This window comes from Nostoc sp. LPT (assembly GCF_017115165.1).
Lineage (GTDB): Bacteria > Cyanobacteriota > Cyanobacteriia > Cyanobacteriales > Nostocaceae > Nostoc.
Map to the genome: position 1 here is coordinate 85,189 of NZ_JABXKF010000048.1, position 18,553 is coordinate 103,741.

19 protein-coding genes and 1 tRNA gene are annotated in these 18,553 nt (G+C 41.9%); 6 read left to right on the plus strand and 14 right to left on the minus strand.

Going from position 1 to position 18,553, the window contains the following annotated elements:
- Positions 1-5: 5 nt before the first annotated feature.
- On the plus strand, positions 6-716 hold the full coding sequence (locus HWQ58_RS11020) for a response regulator transcription factor (RefSeq protein WP_292861644.1): 711 nt from the start codon (positions 6-8) through the stop codon (positions 714-716).
- 5 nt (positions 717-721) lie between these two features.
- A complete protein-coding gene (locus tag HWQ58_RS11025; protein ID WP_292861647.1) occupies positions 722-1,810 on the plus strand; it encodes a HAMP domain-containing sensor histidine kinase in 1,089 nt (362 codons plus the stop codon).
- A 342-nt stretch (positions 1,811-2,152) separates the two neighbouring features.
- Here HWQ58_RS11025 and HWQ58_RS11030 read toward each other — a convergent pair whose 3' ends face one another.
- A complete protein-coding gene (locus HWQ58_RS11030) occupies positions 2,153-3,034 on the minus strand; it encodes a CoA-binding protein (protein WP_292861650.1) in 882 nt (293 codons plus the stop codon).
- 297 nt (positions 3,035-3,331) lie between these two features.
- The gene (locus HWQ58_RS11035) at positions 3,332-4,558 is read right to left on the minus strand and encodes a succinate--CoA ligase subunit beta (protein ID WP_292861653.1); all 1,227 of its coding nucleotides are present in this window, start codon (positions 4,556-4,558) and stop codon (positions 3,332-3,334) included.
- A gap of 778 nt (positions 4,559-5,336) precedes the next feature.
- Between HWQ58_RS11035 and HWQ58_RS11040 the strand changes: the two genes are divergently transcribed.
- The gene (locus HWQ58_RS11040) at positions 5,337-7,100 is read left to right on the plus strand and encodes a hypothetical protein (protein ID WP_292861656.1); all 1,764 of its coding nucleotides are present in this window, start codon (positions 5,337-5,339) and stop codon (positions 7,098-7,100) included.
- A 264-nt stretch (positions 7,101-7,364) separates the two neighbouring features.
- Here the strand turns inward: HWQ58_RS11040 and HWQ58_RS11045 are convergent.
- The 8 genes from HWQ58_RS11045 to HWQ58_RS11080 form a co-directional block, all read right to left on the minus strand.
- Positions 7,365-7,436 (minus strand) — tRNA-Gly (locus HWQ58_RS11045).
- 167 nt (positions 7,437-7,603) lie between these two features.
- A complete protein-coding gene (locus tag HWQ58_RS11050) occupies positions 7,604-8,209 on the minus strand; it encodes a sporulation/spore germination protein (RefSeq protein WP_292861659.1) in 606 nt (201 codons plus the stop codon).
- Positions 8,210-8,608: 399 nt separating this feature from the next.
- Positions 8,609-8,938 carry a DUF3082 domain-containing protein gene (locus HWQ58_RS11055; RefSeq protein ID WP_094353499.1) on the minus strand — a complete coding sequence of 110 codons (330 nt, stop codon included), beginning with the start codon at positions 8,936-8,938 and terminating at the stop codon, positions 8,609-8,611.
- Positions 8,939-9,109: 171 nt separating this feature from the next.
- Positions 9,110-10,063 carry a 4-(cytidine 5'-diphospho)-2-C-methyl-D-erythritol kinase gene (ispE, locus tag HWQ58_RS11060; RefSeq protein WP_292861661.1) on the minus strand — a complete coding sequence of 318 codons (954 nt, stop codon included), beginning with the start codon at positions 10,061-10,063 and terminating at the stop codon, positions 9,110-9,112.
- A 75-nt stretch (positions 10,064-10,138) separates the two neighbouring features.
- Positions 10,139-10,981: a 16S rRNA (adenine(1518)-N(6)/adenine(1519)-N(6))-dimethyltransferase RsmA gene (rsmA, locus tag HWQ58_RS11065; RefSeq protein WP_292861664.1), complete on the minus strand. Its 843-nt coding sequence runs from the start codon at positions 10,979-10,981 to the stop codon at positions 10,139-10,141.
- Positions 10,982-11,006: 25 nt separating this feature from the next.
- Positions 11,007-11,138 carry a hypothetical protein gene (locus HWQ58_RS11070; protein WP_292861667.1) on the minus strand — a complete coding sequence of 44 codons (132 nt, stop codon included), beginning with the start codon at positions 11,136-11,138 and terminating at the stop codon, positions 11,007-11,009.
- Between the two features lie 45 nt (positions 11,139-11,183).
- Positions 11,184-11,948, minus strand: coding sequence for a peptidylprolyl isomerase (locus tag HWQ58_RS11075; RefSeq protein ID WP_292861670.1), 765 nt, complete (start codon positions 11,946-11,948; stop codon positions 11,184-11,186).
- Between the two features lie 525 nt (positions 11,949-12,473).
- Entirely contained in the window at positions 12,474-12,848 is a 375-nt protein-coding gene (locus HWQ58_RS11080) for a cytochrome c (protein ID WP_099100046.1), read from the minus strand.
- A 210-nt stretch (positions 12,849-13,058) separates the two neighbouring features.
- On the opposite strand from HWQ58_RS11080, the gene petG reads away from it, so the two are divergent.
- A complete protein-coding gene (gene petG / locus HWQ58_RS11085) occupies positions 13,059-13,172 on the plus strand; it encodes a cytochrome b6-f complex subunit V (protein WP_292861673.1) in 114 nt (37 codons plus the stop codon).
- A gap of 103 nt (positions 13,173-13,275) precedes the next feature.
- Here the strand turns inward: petG and rsmD are convergent, their stop codons facing one another.
- Complete coding sequence (gene rsmD / locus HWQ58_RS11090) at positions 13,276-13,821, minus strand: 16S rRNA (guanine(966)-N(2))-methyltransferase RsmD (protein ID WP_292861676.1); 546 nt, start codon at positions 13,819-13,821, stop codon at positions 13,276-13,278.
- A gap of 84 nt (positions 13,822-13,905) precedes the next feature.
- Entirely contained in the window at positions 13,906-14,541 is a 636-nt protein-coding gene (gene hisH / locus HWQ58_RS11095; protein WP_292861679.1) for an imidazole glycerol phosphate synthase subunit HisH, read from the minus strand.
- Positions 14,542-14,599: 58 nt separating this feature from the next.
- Here hisH and HWQ58_RS11100 point away from each other — a divergent pair, with 58 nt between their 5' ends.
- Complete coding sequence (locus HWQ58_RS11100; RefSeq protein WP_292861682.1) at positions 14,600-15,142, plus strand: peptidase C15; 543 nt, start codon at positions 14,600-14,602, stop codon at positions 15,140-15,142.
- Between the two features lie 31 nt (positions 15,143-15,173).
- Positions 15,174-16,559, plus strand: coding sequence for a DUF3370 domain-containing protein (locus HWQ58_RS11105; protein ID WP_292861684.1), 1,386 nt, complete (start codon positions 15,174-15,176; stop codon positions 16,557-16,559).
- A gap of 509 nt (positions 16,560-17,068) precedes the next feature.
- On the opposite strand, the gene mreD is transcribed toward HWQ58_RS11105, so the two are convergent.
- Positions 17,069-17,689: a rod shape-determining protein MreD gene (gene mreD / locus HWQ58_RS11110; RefSeq protein ID WP_292861687.1), complete on the minus strand. Its 621-nt coding sequence runs from the start codon at positions 17,687-17,689 to the stop codon at positions 17,069-17,071.
- A gap of 25 nt (positions 17,690-17,714) precedes the next feature.
- Complete coding sequence (gene mreC, locus HWQ58_RS11115) at positions 17,715-18,509, minus strand: rod shape-determining protein MreC (protein ID WP_292861690.1); 795 nt, start codon at positions 18,507-18,509, stop codon at positions 17,715-17,717.
- Between the last annotated feature and the right edge of the window lie 44 nt (positions 18,510-18,553).

Consider the following 18,553-nt stretch of genomic DNA (forward strand, 5'->3'; position numbering starts at 1 on the left):
TTCAGATGGATATTTTAATAGTTGAAGATGAACCAGAAATAGCTCATTTAATCGAACTCTCTTTAGAAAAAGAAGGATTTTTTTGTCGCACTAGCCGCGATGGCATGAATGCTTTGCGGATGTTTCAAGAGCAACCACCTGATTTAATCATTCTAGATTTAATGATTCCTGGTTTGGATGGGTTGGAAGTTTGTGCCCGAATTCGCCAGAAACCAGGTGCAAAAGATCCATACATTTTGATGCTCACGGCTAAGGGTGAGGAAATCGATCGCGTCATCGGTCTATCTACTGGTGCTGATGATTATATGGTCAAACCCTTTAGCCCCAGAGAGTTGGTAGCTAGGGTGCGGGCACTATTACGGCGTAGCCTCCGCCAAGGGGGACAACATCAAGTCAATCGTACCCAACACTTTATTGTCGATGTAGACCAGCGCACTGCCAGTCGCCAGATGAATTCTCAAGAAGTTGAAATTTTGGACTTAACTACCCTAGAATTTAACTTGCTAACCACCTTTGTCAGTAATCCTAGTCGAGTTTGGAACCGCACTCAACTAATTGATAAACTTTGGGGAGATAATTTTTTTGGCGATGAACGAGTGGTAGATACTCATGTAGCTCGGTTACGAAAAAAGATTGAACCCGATCCGGCAAATCCTACTTTTATTAAAACTGTTGTTGGGGTGGGCTATAAATTTGAAGATCCTCTGGTAGCGTAAATATTATGAAGATGGGGCTGAGAGGGCGCCTATTTTTCTCCCACTTAGTAGTAATGATCGTGGGGGTAGCTAGTCTGGTGAGCATCAGCAAAATCTCTTCCCCCCGTTTATTTGTCTTACATTTGGAAGGATTAGAAAATCAGGGGTTCGACTTAATCAATGTCCGTGCTGAATTGGTGACAGGATTTGAACTTGCTTGGCAGCGAAGCACTCTTTGGTCAGTCTTAGTCGGCACTACCGCCGCCGGAGGATTGAGTTACTGGGTATCCAGACGGATTATGCAGCGATTGACCGAGATGGAACAAATCACCCAAAAATTTGCTGCTGGTCAGATGGATGCACGACTACCTGTGTCTGATATTCCAGAACTTAGTGGACTGAGTACCAGTTTCAACCGAATGGCAGCCAGCTTAGAGGGCGTAGAAGCGCGGCGGCGAGAAGTGATTGGAGACATGACCCATGAATTACGAACACCATTAACTGTGGTGCGTGGTTATTTGGAAGAACTGGCTGATGGGGAAATTGAAGCGTCTCCTGAAATCTATCGGCGTTTAGCTAAAGAAACTCGACGCTTAGAGCGCTTAGTGAACGATTTACAAGAACTATCTAAGGCAGAAGCAGGTTATCTACCAATTAATATCCAACGGGTAAATTTGCATCCGTTGTTAGAGTCATTAGTGGAGAAATTTTCCGACCAACTATTAGAAGATGGGCCAGTTTTGCTGTTGCAATGTCCATCTGTGCTACCTCCTGTATTGGCAGATATTGATCGCACGGAACAGGTATTGGTTAATCTGCTAGGTAATGCAGTACGTTACACTAACAAAGGTTCAATTACCATTGCTGTTGGGATTGAAGCATCTCAACTCTCGATTGCGGTTAGTGATACAGGCATTGGTATTGCTCCAGAAAATTTGCCTCATGTGTTTGAGCGTTTCTGGCGAGCTGACCAATCGCGCGATCGCCATTCGGGAGGTACTGGTATTGGTTTAACTATTTCCCACCGTTTGATTGAATTACAAGGCGGTCAAATTCAGGTAGAAAGCGAATTGGGAGTTGGTAGTACGTTTCGCTTTTTTCTGCCTTTGGCCTGAGTTGAGCCATAAAACCTTGAAATCCCAGGGATTGACACAAGGTAGTCACGGCTGTGTCATACCCAATTGCTAATTTGAAAGTATCGAAAATCTTGGTTTGTTAATGAATGCCAGGATTTTAGAAATGCATAGAGTGTAACATTATGTCTACTTTTATTTTGGCTGCTTTTTTAGTTAGTTTACTCAGTGCTTCGGGTTATGCTGCGATCGCCTACCTGTTTCCTCAAAATCGTTCCCAAGACTGACCAATTAAAATAATTCGTAATGACGCTCGCGGACTCGCTACCGCTGCGCTAACGTAATTCGTAATTCGTAGTTAAGAATTGAATTACGAATTAGTAATTAGTTAATTTCCTTTCTCAATAATTCTGGAATTTGAGAAGGGCGTTCAGCTACTGTCACTTCCGCTTCTTTTAAAGCAGCTAATTTACTTTGGGCTGTACCAAAATTAGGATCGCGTCCGATAACTGTTGCTAAAGTCCCAGTTTGACGCCAACTTTTTCCTGGTGGTGCTTGTCTACCTGCAATGTAGGCAATTACTGGTTTATCAATTGCCTCAGCAATGTACCGCGCTGCTGCTTCTTCACTACCACCACCAGGTTGACCGACTAAAACGATCGCTTGTGTGGTTTCATCCTCATCGAGAATTTGCAGCCATTGCAAAAATGAGGAACCGACGATCGGATCGCTACCAATACTGACACTAATTGACTGCCCTAAACCTGCTTTTGTTAATTCGTAGGCAATTTCGTAGGTAAGGGTACTGCTACGACTAACGATCCCCACTGTTCCAGGGGTATAAAATTCGCTGGGTTGAGTTCCTAAGAGAATTTTTCCCGGTACAATGATCCCTGGACTATTTGGCCCGATTACCAAAGTTTCACAGGCTTCGGCTTTGCGGAGTAATTGCACCATATCCAAAGGCGGCACACCAGCAGTAATAATAATGATCTGGCGAATATTAGATGCGATCGCTTCTAATGCTGCATCTAAAACGTCATAAGGATCTACACAAATAATTGTTGTGTCAATTGCCCCAAATTGTTCTGTTACCTCCTCTACTAAATCCAATACTGGCAGTCCATGCAGTTCCTGTCCGCCGCATCCAGGATTGACACCAGCTACTAAATTTGTGCCATAAGCTTTCATTTGATCGACATGAGTGCTTGATATAAATTCACAAAAGCCTTGAATTAAGACTTTACTTTCTGGCGTTAGGTTCATAAAAAATTACCCTAAGTTTGGCAACCCAGCGCCTTCAACCACTGGGCATAAAAACGACACATTTACAGTGTCGTATTGATTCAATTTTTACTTAAATTCCAAAAATTAGTCTGGAAGCTGAGTGTTCCAAAACTCAGAAAACCAGCCTCTAGCTAGGAATATTCAGTTTGAATGCACTAGATAAGTTAGTCCCAGAAAGCAAAGCTGTACTTGATTTGAACATCAAATTGAAAAATTTATACCCGACGGTAAAAATTAATAATTTCTGATTTTTGAATTGGAACAAAATGACATTCACTATCTTTTATTAGCCGTTGGTTTAGCAAGGAGAACTGCTGCTGCCACTGCCTCATCTAAATTTTCTACTACGACAAGCGCATCGGTGTGGGTTTTTAGTGTTGTCAAATATTTTCTCGCAGTGTTAAATTCAGAACCAGCAAGACGGACAACTAAGGATGGAAAATTAAGTTGTCGCCGAACTTTACTACCATTAGAACGTACAACCTGTGATTGAAGTTCGCTGTTGTCTTGCTGCACAACTCTAGCTATAACTTCAGCCACTTCCTCAGTTTGCGGAATGCTACCCAGAAAGTTAATTAGTATTACTTGAATACTTTTATCAGCCTCCAGCATTTTCAAACCTGTTTCTAGGCGATCGCAGAAGGTAGTTGGTGTAGTATCTGTAAGGAAAGCATGACGTAGATTTAAACAAACACCTGGGTTGCCACCAGCATTCGCAACTAAATCTAAAGTTGCCATCACTGAACCAGTACCATTACCTAAAATACCGATTTTTCCATGCATTTGTACACCATCCCAGTCGCCCAAAATACCATTGATTTCAGTAGTGGTATGACGACTGATAATTTTTGCTGCCATCTCGGCGAGATCGGGATGACGCTTGATCGACCGTTCGTTGACCCTGACTTTACCATTAAGAGCCATAACTTGACTAGTAGTACTGACTGCTAAGGGATTAATTTCGACTAAATCCAGGTCTTTTTGGACAAATAACTGGTACATCTTCTCTACAACGCTGCTTACCGACTGCATCAGCGTCCCTTGCAAACCCATTTTCAAAGCCAATCGTCGGGCATAAAATGGCGAGAATTCTTGTTCTACGACAACGTAGTGCATTCTTTCCCCAGCGGATTCCCAATCGATGTCTGCTTCTTTGCAACCTAAAAGTACCGGTCGGCAGGCAGCAGTATCTAAAACCACCGCTAGATAAAATTCCTGGTTGGCGTCGTATTGGGATTCTGCCAGCACAACTTCCGGCAATTCCCCCCATATTGGTAAACTAAAAATATTTTGAGCTGCTGCGATCGCATCGATAGTCGTTTGGGCAAACCTGACTCCACCCGCTTTTGCCCGTTCCGCTCCGTGCACTTGAGATTTCAGTACAATTGGAAAGCGAATTTTTAACCGTTTCAAATCTGTAGGATGGTCAATTCGTTGGGAAGGCAATACCGGAATGCCTATCTTCGCAAACCATTCTTTAACTTGGTACTCTAATAAATCCATTGATACACCTTGTATTGACACTTTCCAAGCTTTTGGTTAGTCCTGCCTTAATATTTTGCAGCACCTTTATTGCAGAATTAACCTTTTTGCAGCTATAAAAACTTATTTTTTACGGATCAATTTTATCGAATTCAGCAAATTCAGCATATTAATTTCGATAGCCAATCTGTTTGTGCCAGAGCCACAACACGTAATTAATCTCCTCAGCAAGTTTCCCAGCATAGAAGATAACTAGTATTTCTGTCAAAACCCTCTGACATAAGTAAGTTGGCGTAAATAATTATTGTTGCCATAACCCAGGGGGCAGAGAGCAGGGAGCAGCGCAAAAAAGGATTTGAGCTTTGTTTACTTTTATTCACACAGTTTGCTTTTATTGTGCCGATTTACTTAGCATTCTTTTCTTAACCTCCAGATAATTTGGTAACAACTGCTCTGCAACTGGAATTTTGCACAGCAGTAGCTCCTGTGAATTTAATTGTCGCGGAATAATGCAGTGAAAATACTCAAATTCTCTATTATTCCCATTTTTTATTTGTAATTTATATCTGAAGACAGATTATTTAATTTTGCATCTAGGGCTGTAAAAATGTAGCGCCGCGAACAATAACTACTTTTTTAATTTTTGGTGAAAAGTCAGAATTTATGTTAGAAAGTTGGTCGTTCAGATTCTCAGGCTGTGGTTGGTTAAACTGTGCATTTGCATTCAAAAAACCTAAAAAGTTCATTTCATCCCCTTAAAGATAATCAAAACAATATAGAAGTTCAGCGGCAAAGCTTTATGAGAGTAGCAGTCCAGCAGGAAGATTTACAGCTTTTAGCCAAAACTTTGCAAGAACAATTACTTGTAGAAGTCTCAACCGCTGAAGTCTTCGAGGTTAAGTGCGTCGTCAATAAAGGCGAGCTAATGATTTTAACGCAACACGCCTCAGATGTAATAGTTGACGCTCAACTAATTTTTGCAGTCATTGAGGAAGTACTTCAGTCTCTAGCACCCCACAAAGAGCAGCGGGTGCAATGTTTCCTCAGAGTTTTTGGCGAACAACTCCCTTATACTAAATGTTTCTTGGTGTTAAAGCCGACGGAGAGATGGGGAGCAGGGGGAGATGAGGAAGCAATATCCTACTCATCTTCCTCATCCTCCTCATCTCCCTCATCCCCCTCATCATCTCTGACATATTCTCCATCAATCAATGAGAGTGAAGAAGAACTGTTTGACCCGTTTGCAGATGTGCCGAATTTGTCGGCTTCAAAACCAGGATTCCAGGTCAAACCTATCCTACTGGGTGCAGCATTGGTGGGAATTATAGTTTTAGGCGGTGGTGCTTACTTATTGACTCGTCCTTGTGTGATGTCTGAGTGTCAAGAAATACAAAACGCCGAGCAATTAAAAACAAAATCCCCGCAGCTGATGCGCCGCGCCAAGTCTGAAAAAGAATTAGTAGCTGTACAACAGCAACTTACAGCAGCCAGTACAGACCTGAATGTAATTCCTAGTTGGTCGCCTCGTTACCAGGTGTCAAAAGAACTACAAGCAAGTTTGTCTGGGCGATCGCAGAGAATCAATCAAGTGGTCAAAGCTTTGCAAACAGCATCTTTGGCGACACAAAAAGTTCAAACTCCTGCATCTAGCTTAGAGGAATTACAAACTAGGCAACACTTATGGCGACAGGCTATAGCGCCACTAGAAAGTATAAGTTCCAGTAGTGAACTCTATGGGTTGGTACAGGGTAAATTACTGAATTATCGTGTCCGTTTGCACGCTGTAAATCAACAGATATTTATTGAGGAAAAATGGCTGAAAAAACTAACCGCAGCAAAAGTTATAGCTGTTACAGCCGAGAAGCAGGAAGCTATTGCTAAATCCTTGAATGACTGGCAAAAGGCGCAGTCTACTTGGCTAGTAGTAATTAATGCCTTGAATACTATTCCCCGAAATAGCGTTGGATACCAAGAAGCCCAAAAGCTGTTGGTAGATTATAAACCTAAGTTAGTATTAGTACGCGATCGCGCTACTAAAGAACAATTAGCTGTTAAAACCTACCAACAGGCCCTTAGCACCGCCAAGCAAGCCAAAGTTTATCAACAACAAAACCAATGGCAAGCAGCGGCGATATATTGGGATCAGGCTTTGCAAACTGCTAAAAAAGTTCCCCAAAATAGCTTGTACTACACTCAAGCTCAGTCTCTCATCGAACCTTATTCAGCTGCGCTCAAACAAGCACAAGAAAAACTACAAGCTGTTAGTAGTTTGCAACAAACCCGTACTGACTTAAATAAGACCTGTGTTAATGGATTTCAGATTTGCACCTTTAGCATGGACAATGCAGGAATTATTGTCCGGCTAACCCCTGAGTATGACCAAATAAGGCAAAATAACTTGGCTAATCCTTATTCTAAGAATTCGGATACTGTTGTTGACGTTACCAATCACTTGCAAATCTTGCGGGAAGCCCTAGCCGTAATTGGTGATAATGCCAATCTGTCCCTTTTTCTTTATGATTCCCAAGGTCAGGTAATTTATACGCGGACTTTAGGCGGGTAAGTAGAATACCCATTGAAGTATAAAGGATGAATTGTACATTAACTAATTATTTGTCAATTTAACAAAATATTGCCACAGCATTTCAAATACCTAAAACCCTGACATAGTAAGGATTATGTCAGGGTTTTTACTATTTCAGGAAAATAGCGATCGCACCAGTGGGTGAAGATAACAGATTTTAGAAAATGACTTCACAATAAACCCAAGCAGTTGCCCAACAATTGGATGATATTCCCGTTGATAGTGAAAAATTACAGATTTTAAAGCGGGCGATGGGACTCGAACCCACGACGTTCACCATGGGAAGATGACATTCTACCACTGAATTACACCCGCAAATTGCTACCATAAACCTCTGGCTAAAATTAAGCATACCACTATTTCCAGCCGTTTTCAATTGGCTAGAATATACACCATTTTGACAACTGCTGATGCATGAGTCCTGTGCTGTTCAGATTAGGAAATTTTTTTAGCTAGCTGATGACGGCACTTACTACATTTAACTAAAGAACAATGTCCTCGCCTCGCTCGGTGAAGCGAACCTCTTTAATATTCCATTGAGCATTACTCGTTAAGGTTTTGCGGAGACTGCCAAACAGAGCAAACTGTTCACAACTAGAAAGAGAAGTTATTTGCCGCTTTGACTCAGGAGATATGCGTAAATCAACTGTAGCAATGCCATTTTTGATGTTGACACAATACCCAGACAAGCTAAAGTCGCTTGTATCTCGTTTTTCTAAGATTTTACTCACGACATTTGTCACTGGTTCATCTGCTGGTACTGAAACCTTTTCTGGAATTAGTTTTTGACATTGGGTATCACTTGTGTATAGCGTTACGCTAGTAGTTTTGCTAATAGCGACTTTAGAAGTTGATGGAGAAGGCGTATTTTCCTTAGGAGATTCTTGATTAGGAGATTTTTCTCTTAACTGAGCTATGCTAGGAATTTGGCTGGGAGTTTGAGAAGATACGCTATTCGTTGGTGCTGTGGTAGGGTATGACGTTGCGCTGTCAATATTACTCGCGGTGGGATTAGAACTACAACTACTGATGCTCGCAACCATTGTCACAAAAATAAGGGGTAAAAAATATCTCTTGATTGGGTTCATAAATTTTGCTTATAAATGATGTTGCTGTTATCAATTTCAGTATCGCTGGTATCAATTCCGCATAAATTCGTGAATATTGAGCCAGTTTATAAAGTGTCAAACCAAACTTTGTTAAAGTCAAATTTTATACTAAATACTATAATTACAACGTCTACTATTTAAGGAGCGATGTCTGACGACAAGCCGATGCAGCATCTACGTCAATCCCAAAAAGCTTGACTAAAACAAGTAGCAATGCAGTAAACCAGAGAATTGCAGCAACCAGTAGCACTGCATCTGCACTTGCTGTTCGTGTTAAATAAATTTAGCGAGAGTAAAATAAACTCCTTGCACAGTAGGGCTAAATCATACTGTTTTAGAAAAACTTGTGCTTGTAGGTCACAGATTAAAAGCAAATTACTAGTTTTCACTACTTTTTTGCTTCGTCAGTTGCTGCACTAATAATTGCACTCCCAAAGCCAACAAACCAATTGCTACTATAGCAAAAATCCCGCTACCTAAAGCAACTACACCAACAACCAGAGTGCGGACAGCAGAAGAAATCTTCACCACCAATGGATTGATTGAATGGATCGGTTTACTAGCAAAATTTGTCGCGATCGCAATCATCAGTGAATACGCTGCAAATCCCATCCCTCCAGAAATCACCGCCCCAGTAAAACAGCGTAATGGACTAGCTGTCACCTGTTCTTTAGCATCTGTTTGCGGCGTTAGATTTTGGTCATTCATAATATTTAGATTTTAGATGTTAGATTTTGGATTGGAGCATTAGGAATAATTATTGTCTTCAACTAATCATCATTCAAATTGCATCTCTGCCTCTTTACTAGCGATTTGAACTATGCAACTAAAAAAATTATCAGCTTATTTCTTATACTCGATTTAACAATAAAGATTTATTTAAATTGAAGATGCCACTTGAATACCATGTGTAATTGTCCGAGTCACAAACAATTCTAAGTCTTCATCAAGAATTGCTTCTTTAACTTGTAACTTCACTTGTTCTGCCTGCTGTTGAGACTCAAAAAGAGCAAATACTGTTGGGCCAGAACCAGACATCATTGTTCCTAAAACACCTTCTTGATTTGCAAACACTTCTCGCAGTTGCAAGACTTGGGGATAGTCTGGCAATACAACTCGTTCTAAATCATTGCGCAGTTTTCGGGCAATTTCTCCCGCATCTTTATCTAGGACAGCTTTTACTATTGTCCCTGAATGAACTGCATTAGCACGCGCTGTTAAGTTGTCGCTATCTCTAATATAAGAATGACCAAACTGCTGTCGATAGGTTTTGTACGCCCAAGCGGTGGAAACTTCCAAACTGCGGTATTTTGCTAACACTATATAGATATTATCCAAACTTGGCAACGGAGAAAGTTGCTCGCCTCTACCTGTTGCGATCGCAGTTCCACCCGCCACACAAAATGGTACATCTGAACCAAGTGTACCTCCCAATTCCTCTAATTCTGACTGAGTTAATCCCAACTTCCACAGTAAATCTATCCCCACCAAAACAGCTGCTGCATTCGTCGAACCCCCAGCCAACCCAGCAGCTACAGGAATCTGCTTGTTGATGGTAACTTCCACGCCTCCATATTTAGCAAAGGCTTTGGGAAATTGCCTCATCATTAATTCTGCCGCGCGGTATGCCAGATTACTTTTATCTGTCGGTACTTGTGGGTGGTTGCAGTGAACCCTAATGGTATCAGTACTAATGGAACGCACATCAATTTGGTCTGCAAGTCCGATACTTTGAAGTATCATGGCTAACTCGTGATAGCCATCAAGGCCATCACCAATGATTTCCAGATACAAGTTGATTTTGGCAGGGGCAATTAGGCTGTAAGAACGCATTTTCTATGAATTGGGAATTGGGAATGAGGAATTGGGAATGAGGAATGGGGAATGGAGAAAAATCTGCCTTGTCCCCTAATTCCTACTCCCCACTCCCAATTCATTTGCTAAAATTACCCATTGCTGAACGCTGAGGTCTTCGGCTCTAGCTTGGGGATTTATTTTTAATTGTTCCAGTAAGTGGCTCAAGCGATCGCGTTCTATAACTGATTGCAAATTATTTCGTAACATTTTGCGTTTGGCACCAAACCCCAACTTTAAGAAATTTTCTAACTGTCGGGGATTAAGTGCTGGTATCTCTATTTTTCGGTGGCGCAATCGCACTACTGCGGAATCGACTTTTGGCGGTGGATGGAATGCGGCCGCTGGGACTGTGCAGATTAACTCACACTCAGCCAAATACTGTACCCGCACACTCAACGCCCCAAAGGCTTTCGATCCTGGTTTAGCATATAACCTTTCTGCCACTTCTTTTTGTACCAGCAACACTATTGAGTCAAATGGTTCGGGGTTAGGGTTAGCGATCGTACCCAGTAGTTTCTCAATGATTGGCCCTGTAATGTTGTAGGGAATATTGGCTACTACCTTATTTGGCTGTTGGAAATTGGGAAAGGCTGCCAGATAAGATGGTAAATCTAGAGTGAGAAAATCGCCTTGCAGCAGTAAAAAATTTTCAGTCTTACCAAGCTGCTTTGACAACAGTTGGCATAAGTCGCGGTCTATTTCAACTGCAACCAGAGATTGCACTAAGGGTAATAAACGACGAGTCAGAATGCCAGTTCCAGGCCCAATTTCCAGGACGCGATCGCCTTTGAGGGAGCGATCGCTTTCTGTACACTCTGCTGCTTTAATAATTGCGTCGAGTGCCTTTTCACTTTTGAGCCAATGTTGAGCAAAGACCTTACGCGGTCGGATCATCTGTATTTCTTGCCTAGTCTAGTTTTTAGCTTTTTCTCAAAAACTCATTATAAAGTCCCTCTACAGCGCTAGACTCACTGTAGAGCCTATCTTGTCTTCCAAACGCTCCACGAACGTAGTGATGGCGATCGCTAACTTCAGTTTTGAAGCCAAGCATGGTAGGTGAGTCCCATACTTAGGTTAAAGGTTTATCGCCTGCCTATCACGTATCCTCCTCCCCTTGTGGTGCAGACATGATTTGCTTTTGCTGTTCTTGTAGCCAGTTTTCAAAGAGTTCATTCAACAGGCGCATTTTCATAAATTCATCCAGTTGTGCTGGAATAAATTTTTCTAACCGCAAAATCACAAACCATTCAGCGATACGGCTAGGGGGCAATATCTGACCTGGTTGACTGCTAGAGAGCATTTGCACCATTATCGGATGTAGTGCATTCAGTTCAATCGGGCCTATCAAGCCACCAGTTTGGGCTTCCGGCCCGAGTGAGTATTCCCGCGCCAAATCAGCAAAAGAGTTTTCTTTTGCCTGAATCCTAAAGTAGAGTTCTTGGGCAATTCCTACATCCTGGGTTCGCAGTAGGGAATAAATTACTTTGTCCAGTTTTGCTTTGGACTGAAAAAAGTAAGATTCCAGTTTATTGCCCCAAGTGGCTTGCTTGAATTTTTCAATTTTCAGTTTACGAGTGGTAATAACTTCTAGTTGATCGGGAGTCAACCCTTGATGTGCCATCCAAGCCTGGATGTCTTCTTCATTTTTAAACTGTTTTTCAGCATAAAACTGCTGTTTAGCTTGGGCTACTTCTTCAGGGGTACACTCTATTTCTACCTTGGCGGAGCGTGAGTTTTGCTCTATCGCCTCATCAATGATTAATTCCCGCTGCAACTGTGGCAGCATTTGGTAACTTGCCAGTAAAGAAATCAGTTCACTAGCTGTAATTGTACGATTACCGATTTGGATCGCTTCAGTCATTAGCTTTCGGTCATCTCAAGAATATTTAGTCTGTTAAAGAAGCTACACCTTAGCCGATTGTCTAGGAACTTTTACCTTAATTCTACAGAGTTAGGTATACTAACCTCACTTTCGCAATAATTAAATAGTTACTTACTAACATACTTAAAAATATACAGTTTATATGAGTTTTTATCAAAGATTCTACGCAAATACTAGCAGATGTGAAGATAAAGACAAAAGACAGTTCTCGCCACTACAACTTTAGAAGACGAAGTTTATTAGACTGAGCTTGGGTGTTTTGAGGTTTCTATTATTATGCGTAGAGGCACAGTGGTATTAGTGTCGCGGTTCTTCTCCCAACCTCGAAAGAGCGTTTGGTAGATAAGGGTAAACGCCAAGGACTTTAGTGAGTCCGCGTAGGGGTACGCTATCGAGCATCAAGGTGGTCTGTTTATAAATGTTGCAAGTGTAAAAAGACACATTTTATCTACTGCCTTTTCACATAAGGGTATTTATGTATCCTATAACCAAAAATTCTTAGGTCTACAACGACTCTAAATAGTTCAAAAGATCCGCCATTTCTTGAGCACTAGGTTGGAATTTTGGCATTGGCGGTGTTTCGCCACTGATTACTTGGTGAATCAGCCCATACCGAGACTTGTGCTTTGAAACAGCTTGCAAACTGGGCCCCACTCGCCCGTCTGCTTCCAAGCCATGACAACCAGCACAGTTAATTTGAAATATCGCGTGTCCTTGAACTGGATTTCCTGTTAGGGATAGAACACTCTTGACGTATGGATCGGAGGCTTGAACCAACTGAACACCAAAAAAGCCCAAAGGGACTGCTAGCAGTATAGCCAGCGTCAATAAAACGATCCGCTGAATCAAAATTTCAGGTTTGGTAATCTGGTTATCCAAAAGGTTTGCTGTGAAAGTCTAGGTGTGCTAAAAAGTTTTCATTTCCTACACATAGCTTAAAAGTTCTTGATTGTGTCTGCAAGCACAGAAGACTATTTTTTTTGCGGGCAGTCGCCCTCAAAAAGGCTGTAGAGCGCAGGATTCATACGAAATTTGGTAAAATCAAAAACAGGCAACGAATATTTAATAATTACAAAGAGGAGATTTATAGTGGTTGAACCCCTGCTATCAGGTATTGTCCTTGGTCTAGTTTTCGTCACTCTCGCCGGACTTTTTTACGCTGCATATAAGCAATACAAGCGCCTCAATGAGTTGGGGGGATGAGGGAATGCCCAGTGCTGAGTGTTGAACTGAGTGCTGAGTGGGATGAGGGAAGGGGGACAAGGAGGACAAGGAAGCAATTTTTCTTCCCCACTCCCCACTCTTTTCATTCCATAATTCTGTAGAAAGTAAGTGATGTGTTGCCGTAAACTTTCTGGCGGCAAATTTCCCAAGCGGGAATCTTTGGCGGTATCCAACCTTGTAAAGCGTGTTCAACTGCGATTTCGCCGCTAGGATCTAAAAGTTGATAATGAGCGATCGCTTCTAATACTGGCTGGTACAATCCACTGACATAAGGTGGATCGAAGTAGATTCTATCGAATTGCTTACCTGATAAAGTCTTTAACTGCTGCGTAATATCTCCCCGCAATACCCAAAATTCTTGGTCGGCATTAGCTACTTGCTGCCAATTTTGTTGGATGGTGGCACAGGCTCGGCTCGATTGTTCAATTCCCACTACTAGGCTGGCTCCTCTACACAAAGCCTCTGCGCCTATTGAACCAGTACCAGCGCATAAATCTAGCCAGCGACAACCTGCAATTTCTCCCTGCCAAATATTAAAGACTGCCTCTCTTACTCGCGCACTAGTCGGTCTAGTTTCTTTTCCTGGTAAAGTTTTTAGCTGGCGATTGCCGTAAATTCTCAGGCTCATTAGTTATTAGTCATTGGTCATTAGTCATTGGTTATTGATCGTTAGTTTTAGACAAAAGACAAAGAACAAATGACAAAATTAGTATCAGGCAGGAATTTTTTCGCGGACTTGAGCAACGAAATTAGATAGGATTTGCAATCCAATATTAGAGGATTTTTCAGGGTGAAATTGGACTGCCATGAGGTTTTCATGAGCGATCGCAGCTGTCACGGTTTGAGTACCGTGAGTGATAGTTGCTGCACGGATTAGCGGGTCTATTGGGTCAACATAGTAGGAATGGACAAAATACACCCAAGGATCGGACGGTAAATGCTCCCACAAAATACTTTTTGGTTGAGTCACTTCTAGTTGATTCCAACCCATGTGAGGAATAGTGATCTCAGGTTCGGGACGAAACCGCCGCACTTTTCCTTGGATAATTCCTAGTCCTGGTTGGGTACCTTCTGCACTTGATTCAAAGAGAATTTGTAATCCTAAACAAATTCCTAAAAAAGGTTTACCGGATGCGATCGCTTCTTTAATAGGTTGTTCTAAACCACGGGTTCGCAGGTGTTGCACTGCTGGATCAAATGCTCCCACTCCCGGTAGGACTATAGCATCTGCCTGCTCTAATTCCTTTGGAGAATAAGTAACATTAGGAGTTGCACCAGCTTTTTCCAAGCCTTTGCAAACTGAGTGCAAATTTCCCATCTCGTAATCTACGACCGCAATTACTGGCATTTACCTGCTCCTTGTAAATTTATTATGGAGGGTTTTTCTATTCTAAATAATATTTGTTATGAAAAAAAGAATTCTATTAACTTCTTTTGACACTTGGCTAAAAGATCAACAGTCAAATTCTTCTGATGATTTATTACTTGAAGTTACCAAACTTGAGTTAATACCACATGACTTAACTTTTTTACGCCAGTTACCCGTAGATGTGCAACTTGCCAGTACTCTGGTAATGGAAAAAATCAAGGCAATCCAACCTGATTACATCATCTGTTGTGGCATGGCTGCAAGCCGTACACAATTAAGTGTGGAAGCAGTAGCTAGCTGTGGAGAAAGTGTTTTACAGACAGAAGTTGATTTAGAAAAATTAGTGGCGGGAGCAGGAGCAATTCAAATTAGCCACGACTGTGGGAAATTTGTCTGCGTTCGCGTAGCGTCTCGAAGAGAGGGTCTTTACTATTCAGTGTTGGACTACTTAAGCCAAAATCAACTTACGGCACGTTGTATTTTTGTCCACGTTCCGATTCTCAATCAAGAAAATTTGATGGGTATTCTTGCCGATTTTGTATTAATTATTAACAAACTGGCACTTTCATCAAGTTGTTAATGTCTGTATGGTGAAATAAATATCTAAGTATATGTTGCCATTGTTACTAATTTTCCCAATAGCCCAATTAACTCCTGCTACACCACCTGAAGAAGTCGTCCAACCACAAGAAGTACGTCCTTTACCAGGTAAGTTGGATACAGTGCCAACCTTTAATAGCAATAGTCCAGAATTGGTGTTGAAAGAAGGAATTTTACTTTCCACCTTTCCACCAGATGGGAAAAAAGTGCCAACAGCGCATCTAAATTTTCCCTTTCAGGGACGATTTGATATTTTTGCCCATCATGTTGCCAAAGCTGAACCAGCAGAGAATTTGCGTAGGCGTAGCCCGTCGGAGACATCGCTCTATTTAGGGATAATTTTGCATAACCCTGGTTCGGAACCAGTAAAGGTAAATATTTGGCAGGCGGCGAGTTATTTAAGTCAACCGGATGCACCATTTATTCAGTTACCATCCTTTAGCCAAAATCTTTTAGGTAAAATTTTTGCCGGGCCAGGCGATCGCGTCATGTCTGATGTGCTTCGGGGAGTGCGACAAGAGATTTTTCCTGCCCAAATTGAGATTCCACCAAAGCAAAGTCGGATGTTACTCAATTTACCAATTCCTGTGCAGGGATTGACACCACCCCTGAATGGTCGGTCTACATTCATCCGATTGCAAAGTAATCGCACTGTCTATGCAGCTAGCCTAGCGATGTTTGCACAGGTCAATCCTGATGGCAGTGAGCGATCGCCTACTTTAGAAGAATGGCAGAATTTACTAGATAATGGTGATTTGGTTGGGCCACGAGATAAAACTCCCACTCCCTTAGAAGAAACTGGCAAGCCAAGAATTTATGGGCGTGTTGCAGGAGTGGTTGGTGGTTCACAATGGAGAGCCTTATTAGTAAATAATCCTAAAGCTAGATATCTAACTATTCCCCAGCCTGGTCAAGTGTTTTCCTACGCTTTGAATACCCTGCATGGCGGTACATTAGGAACTGGTCAAATTCAAAGTGCGCCTATGCTGGTGCGCTATCCTGACACCGCATATCGCGCTCATGGCAACTATGGAATTCAATATAATCTCAAGTTGCCGCTATATAACAATACTCAAAGTCCTCAAACTGTTAGTGTGTCGATACAAACACCACTCAAGGAGGATCAATTAGTCAAACCAGGGTTACGCTTTCTAAGTACACCTGCTCCTCAAGTATTCTTCCGAGGCACAGTGCGGGTACGTTACAAAAATGACCAAAATCAGCCACAAACTCAGTTTGTGCATTTAGTGCAAAAGAGAGGTCAACCAGGAGAACCGTTAGTTTTATTAAAGATGAAACCAGGCGATCGCTCTTTAGTAGAAGTAGACTTTCTCTATCCACCAGATGCCACACCACCGCAAGTATTAACAGTTTCAACTCAAACTGAACCTCGGTAATGAGTCATGGGTAATGGGTAATAGCTTTTCTCTAATTACCTATTACTAAAAAATATTAGTCAGATTATTTACAAAGTTCTACTGTTTACCAACTTGGCGCGGCTTAAAGGCACACCTGTTATCAAACACCCAGTTAGGGCAACGGCTTACAATGTTTACTGATAGCAGGCATAGTATTTATCAAACAGACAGTGTTTAAAAACAATTCAAGATTGTAGACGCCTATTGAAGTTGCAATAATAGATACTGTGACTACTAAGGTAGTAGTCCAAGGTCTGATCTCACGCATAGATTCTTTTGTTTTTATTGATTGTGCAGAGCTTCATTAGGGGTGTAAGGGTTTAAGGGTTTAAGGGTTTAAGGGTGTAAGGTGTTGTCCGGGGTTTCAATCCCCGGACAACACGGTTGCCCAAATTCCATAATGATTTAGGTTACAGGGTACAGAAGATAATTTTCTTGACTGTCACCTGTAACCTGTAACTTTTCCCTTTCTTAACTTCTAACTCCCTTTACTGTTGCTCCAACAATTTTATCCGCTGCCACCAAAGATTCAACGGATAATAGACTACCGGTGCCCACAGACTACTCAGAATGGCAGAGGCAAGAGCGACCCGCTGGTAATATATCCAAATATCTGTCACCTTGCGCTCATTGCCCAGCAAAGTTAATTGCAACCCAAAGATAGTTTCTGCCAAAACTGCCAAAACAAAGACAATTACAGCAATCGAAATAAAATCTTCTTCGATAAAACGCTGTTTCTGGAGCAGAGCAGTTAAAGCCCCCACTATACCTAAACTGATGGCATGAGTTGGATTAGGTGATGTCATTGAATCTTGAAGTAACCCCAGAACTATACCTGCCAATGCTCCGGCAAACACCGTGCGCTTCACACTCCAAGCTACCACCCAAATTAATAGCCAGTTAGGGCCAATTCCTAACAATTCCATACCTGGGAATCGGGTTGGTAATAATAGTAAACATAACAGTACAGAACTAGCCGTCACTATCCAACCAAACAACTGACGTATACCGGGATGCCAACGAGCAAGCGGCTGGATGCGGAATTTCGATTTTCGCTCTGACGATTTTGGCTTTTTCTGCCTGCTACCACCAAATGCAGGAATCTTCATTTTTCTATGGATTTTTTCAAAGAATTTACTTAGACTTTTGCGGCGCTTGATTTGCCGACTCTTGGTTTTCTGGTTTGGGATAAACAGCTACCCAATCGAGAGAACGGATTGACGGAAAAAGCTCAATTTTCGCCACTGATGCCGGAAGTTTCTTTAAATCCAGCGACTTAATTCGTCCTACTGCCAAACCGGAGGGAAATTTCTGACTATAAGTAGATGTGGAAACTAAATCTCCTACTTTGACATTTGGAACTTTTTCATAAAACTCCAATACAGCTTCAGCAGAAGAATCTCCTCGCAAAACGCCTTTAGCTGCTGTGCGGCTAACTGATACACCCACTTGACTCTTGAGGTCACTGATTAACAACACGCGGCTAGTATTGGGAGTTACACTCTCCACCAAACCCACTAATCCGCCTTCTGCCTTGACTATGAAGCCTTCCTGAATCCCTGCATTTACACCGCGATTCAGCGTAACTTGTTGCCACCACTGGTCAGCACTACGTCCTACCACCCGTGCTGGAATTGGTCGTGATGCCAACGGCTCTTTTTCCACATAGCCTAATAAATCTTGTAACTTTGTCTTTTGACTTTCCAAATCTACTATACGGGTTTGCAATTCCATTATCCGGGCATCTCTAAGACGTTCTTCTGGAGTTGGCCCTGACTGCAACATCTCTAATGGACGGGTAATTGCCTGGTATGTCTCAAGCACTAGTTCACCTTGAGTCTGTCGCAATATCCAAGCACTACCAACTACTAAAGCTAACAAGCCAATTTGCAACCCTTTACGATCCCACCAATGCCGTATTGTCACCATATATACCTGTCTGTACTTATATAAATTAAGTTCTACTTGGATTC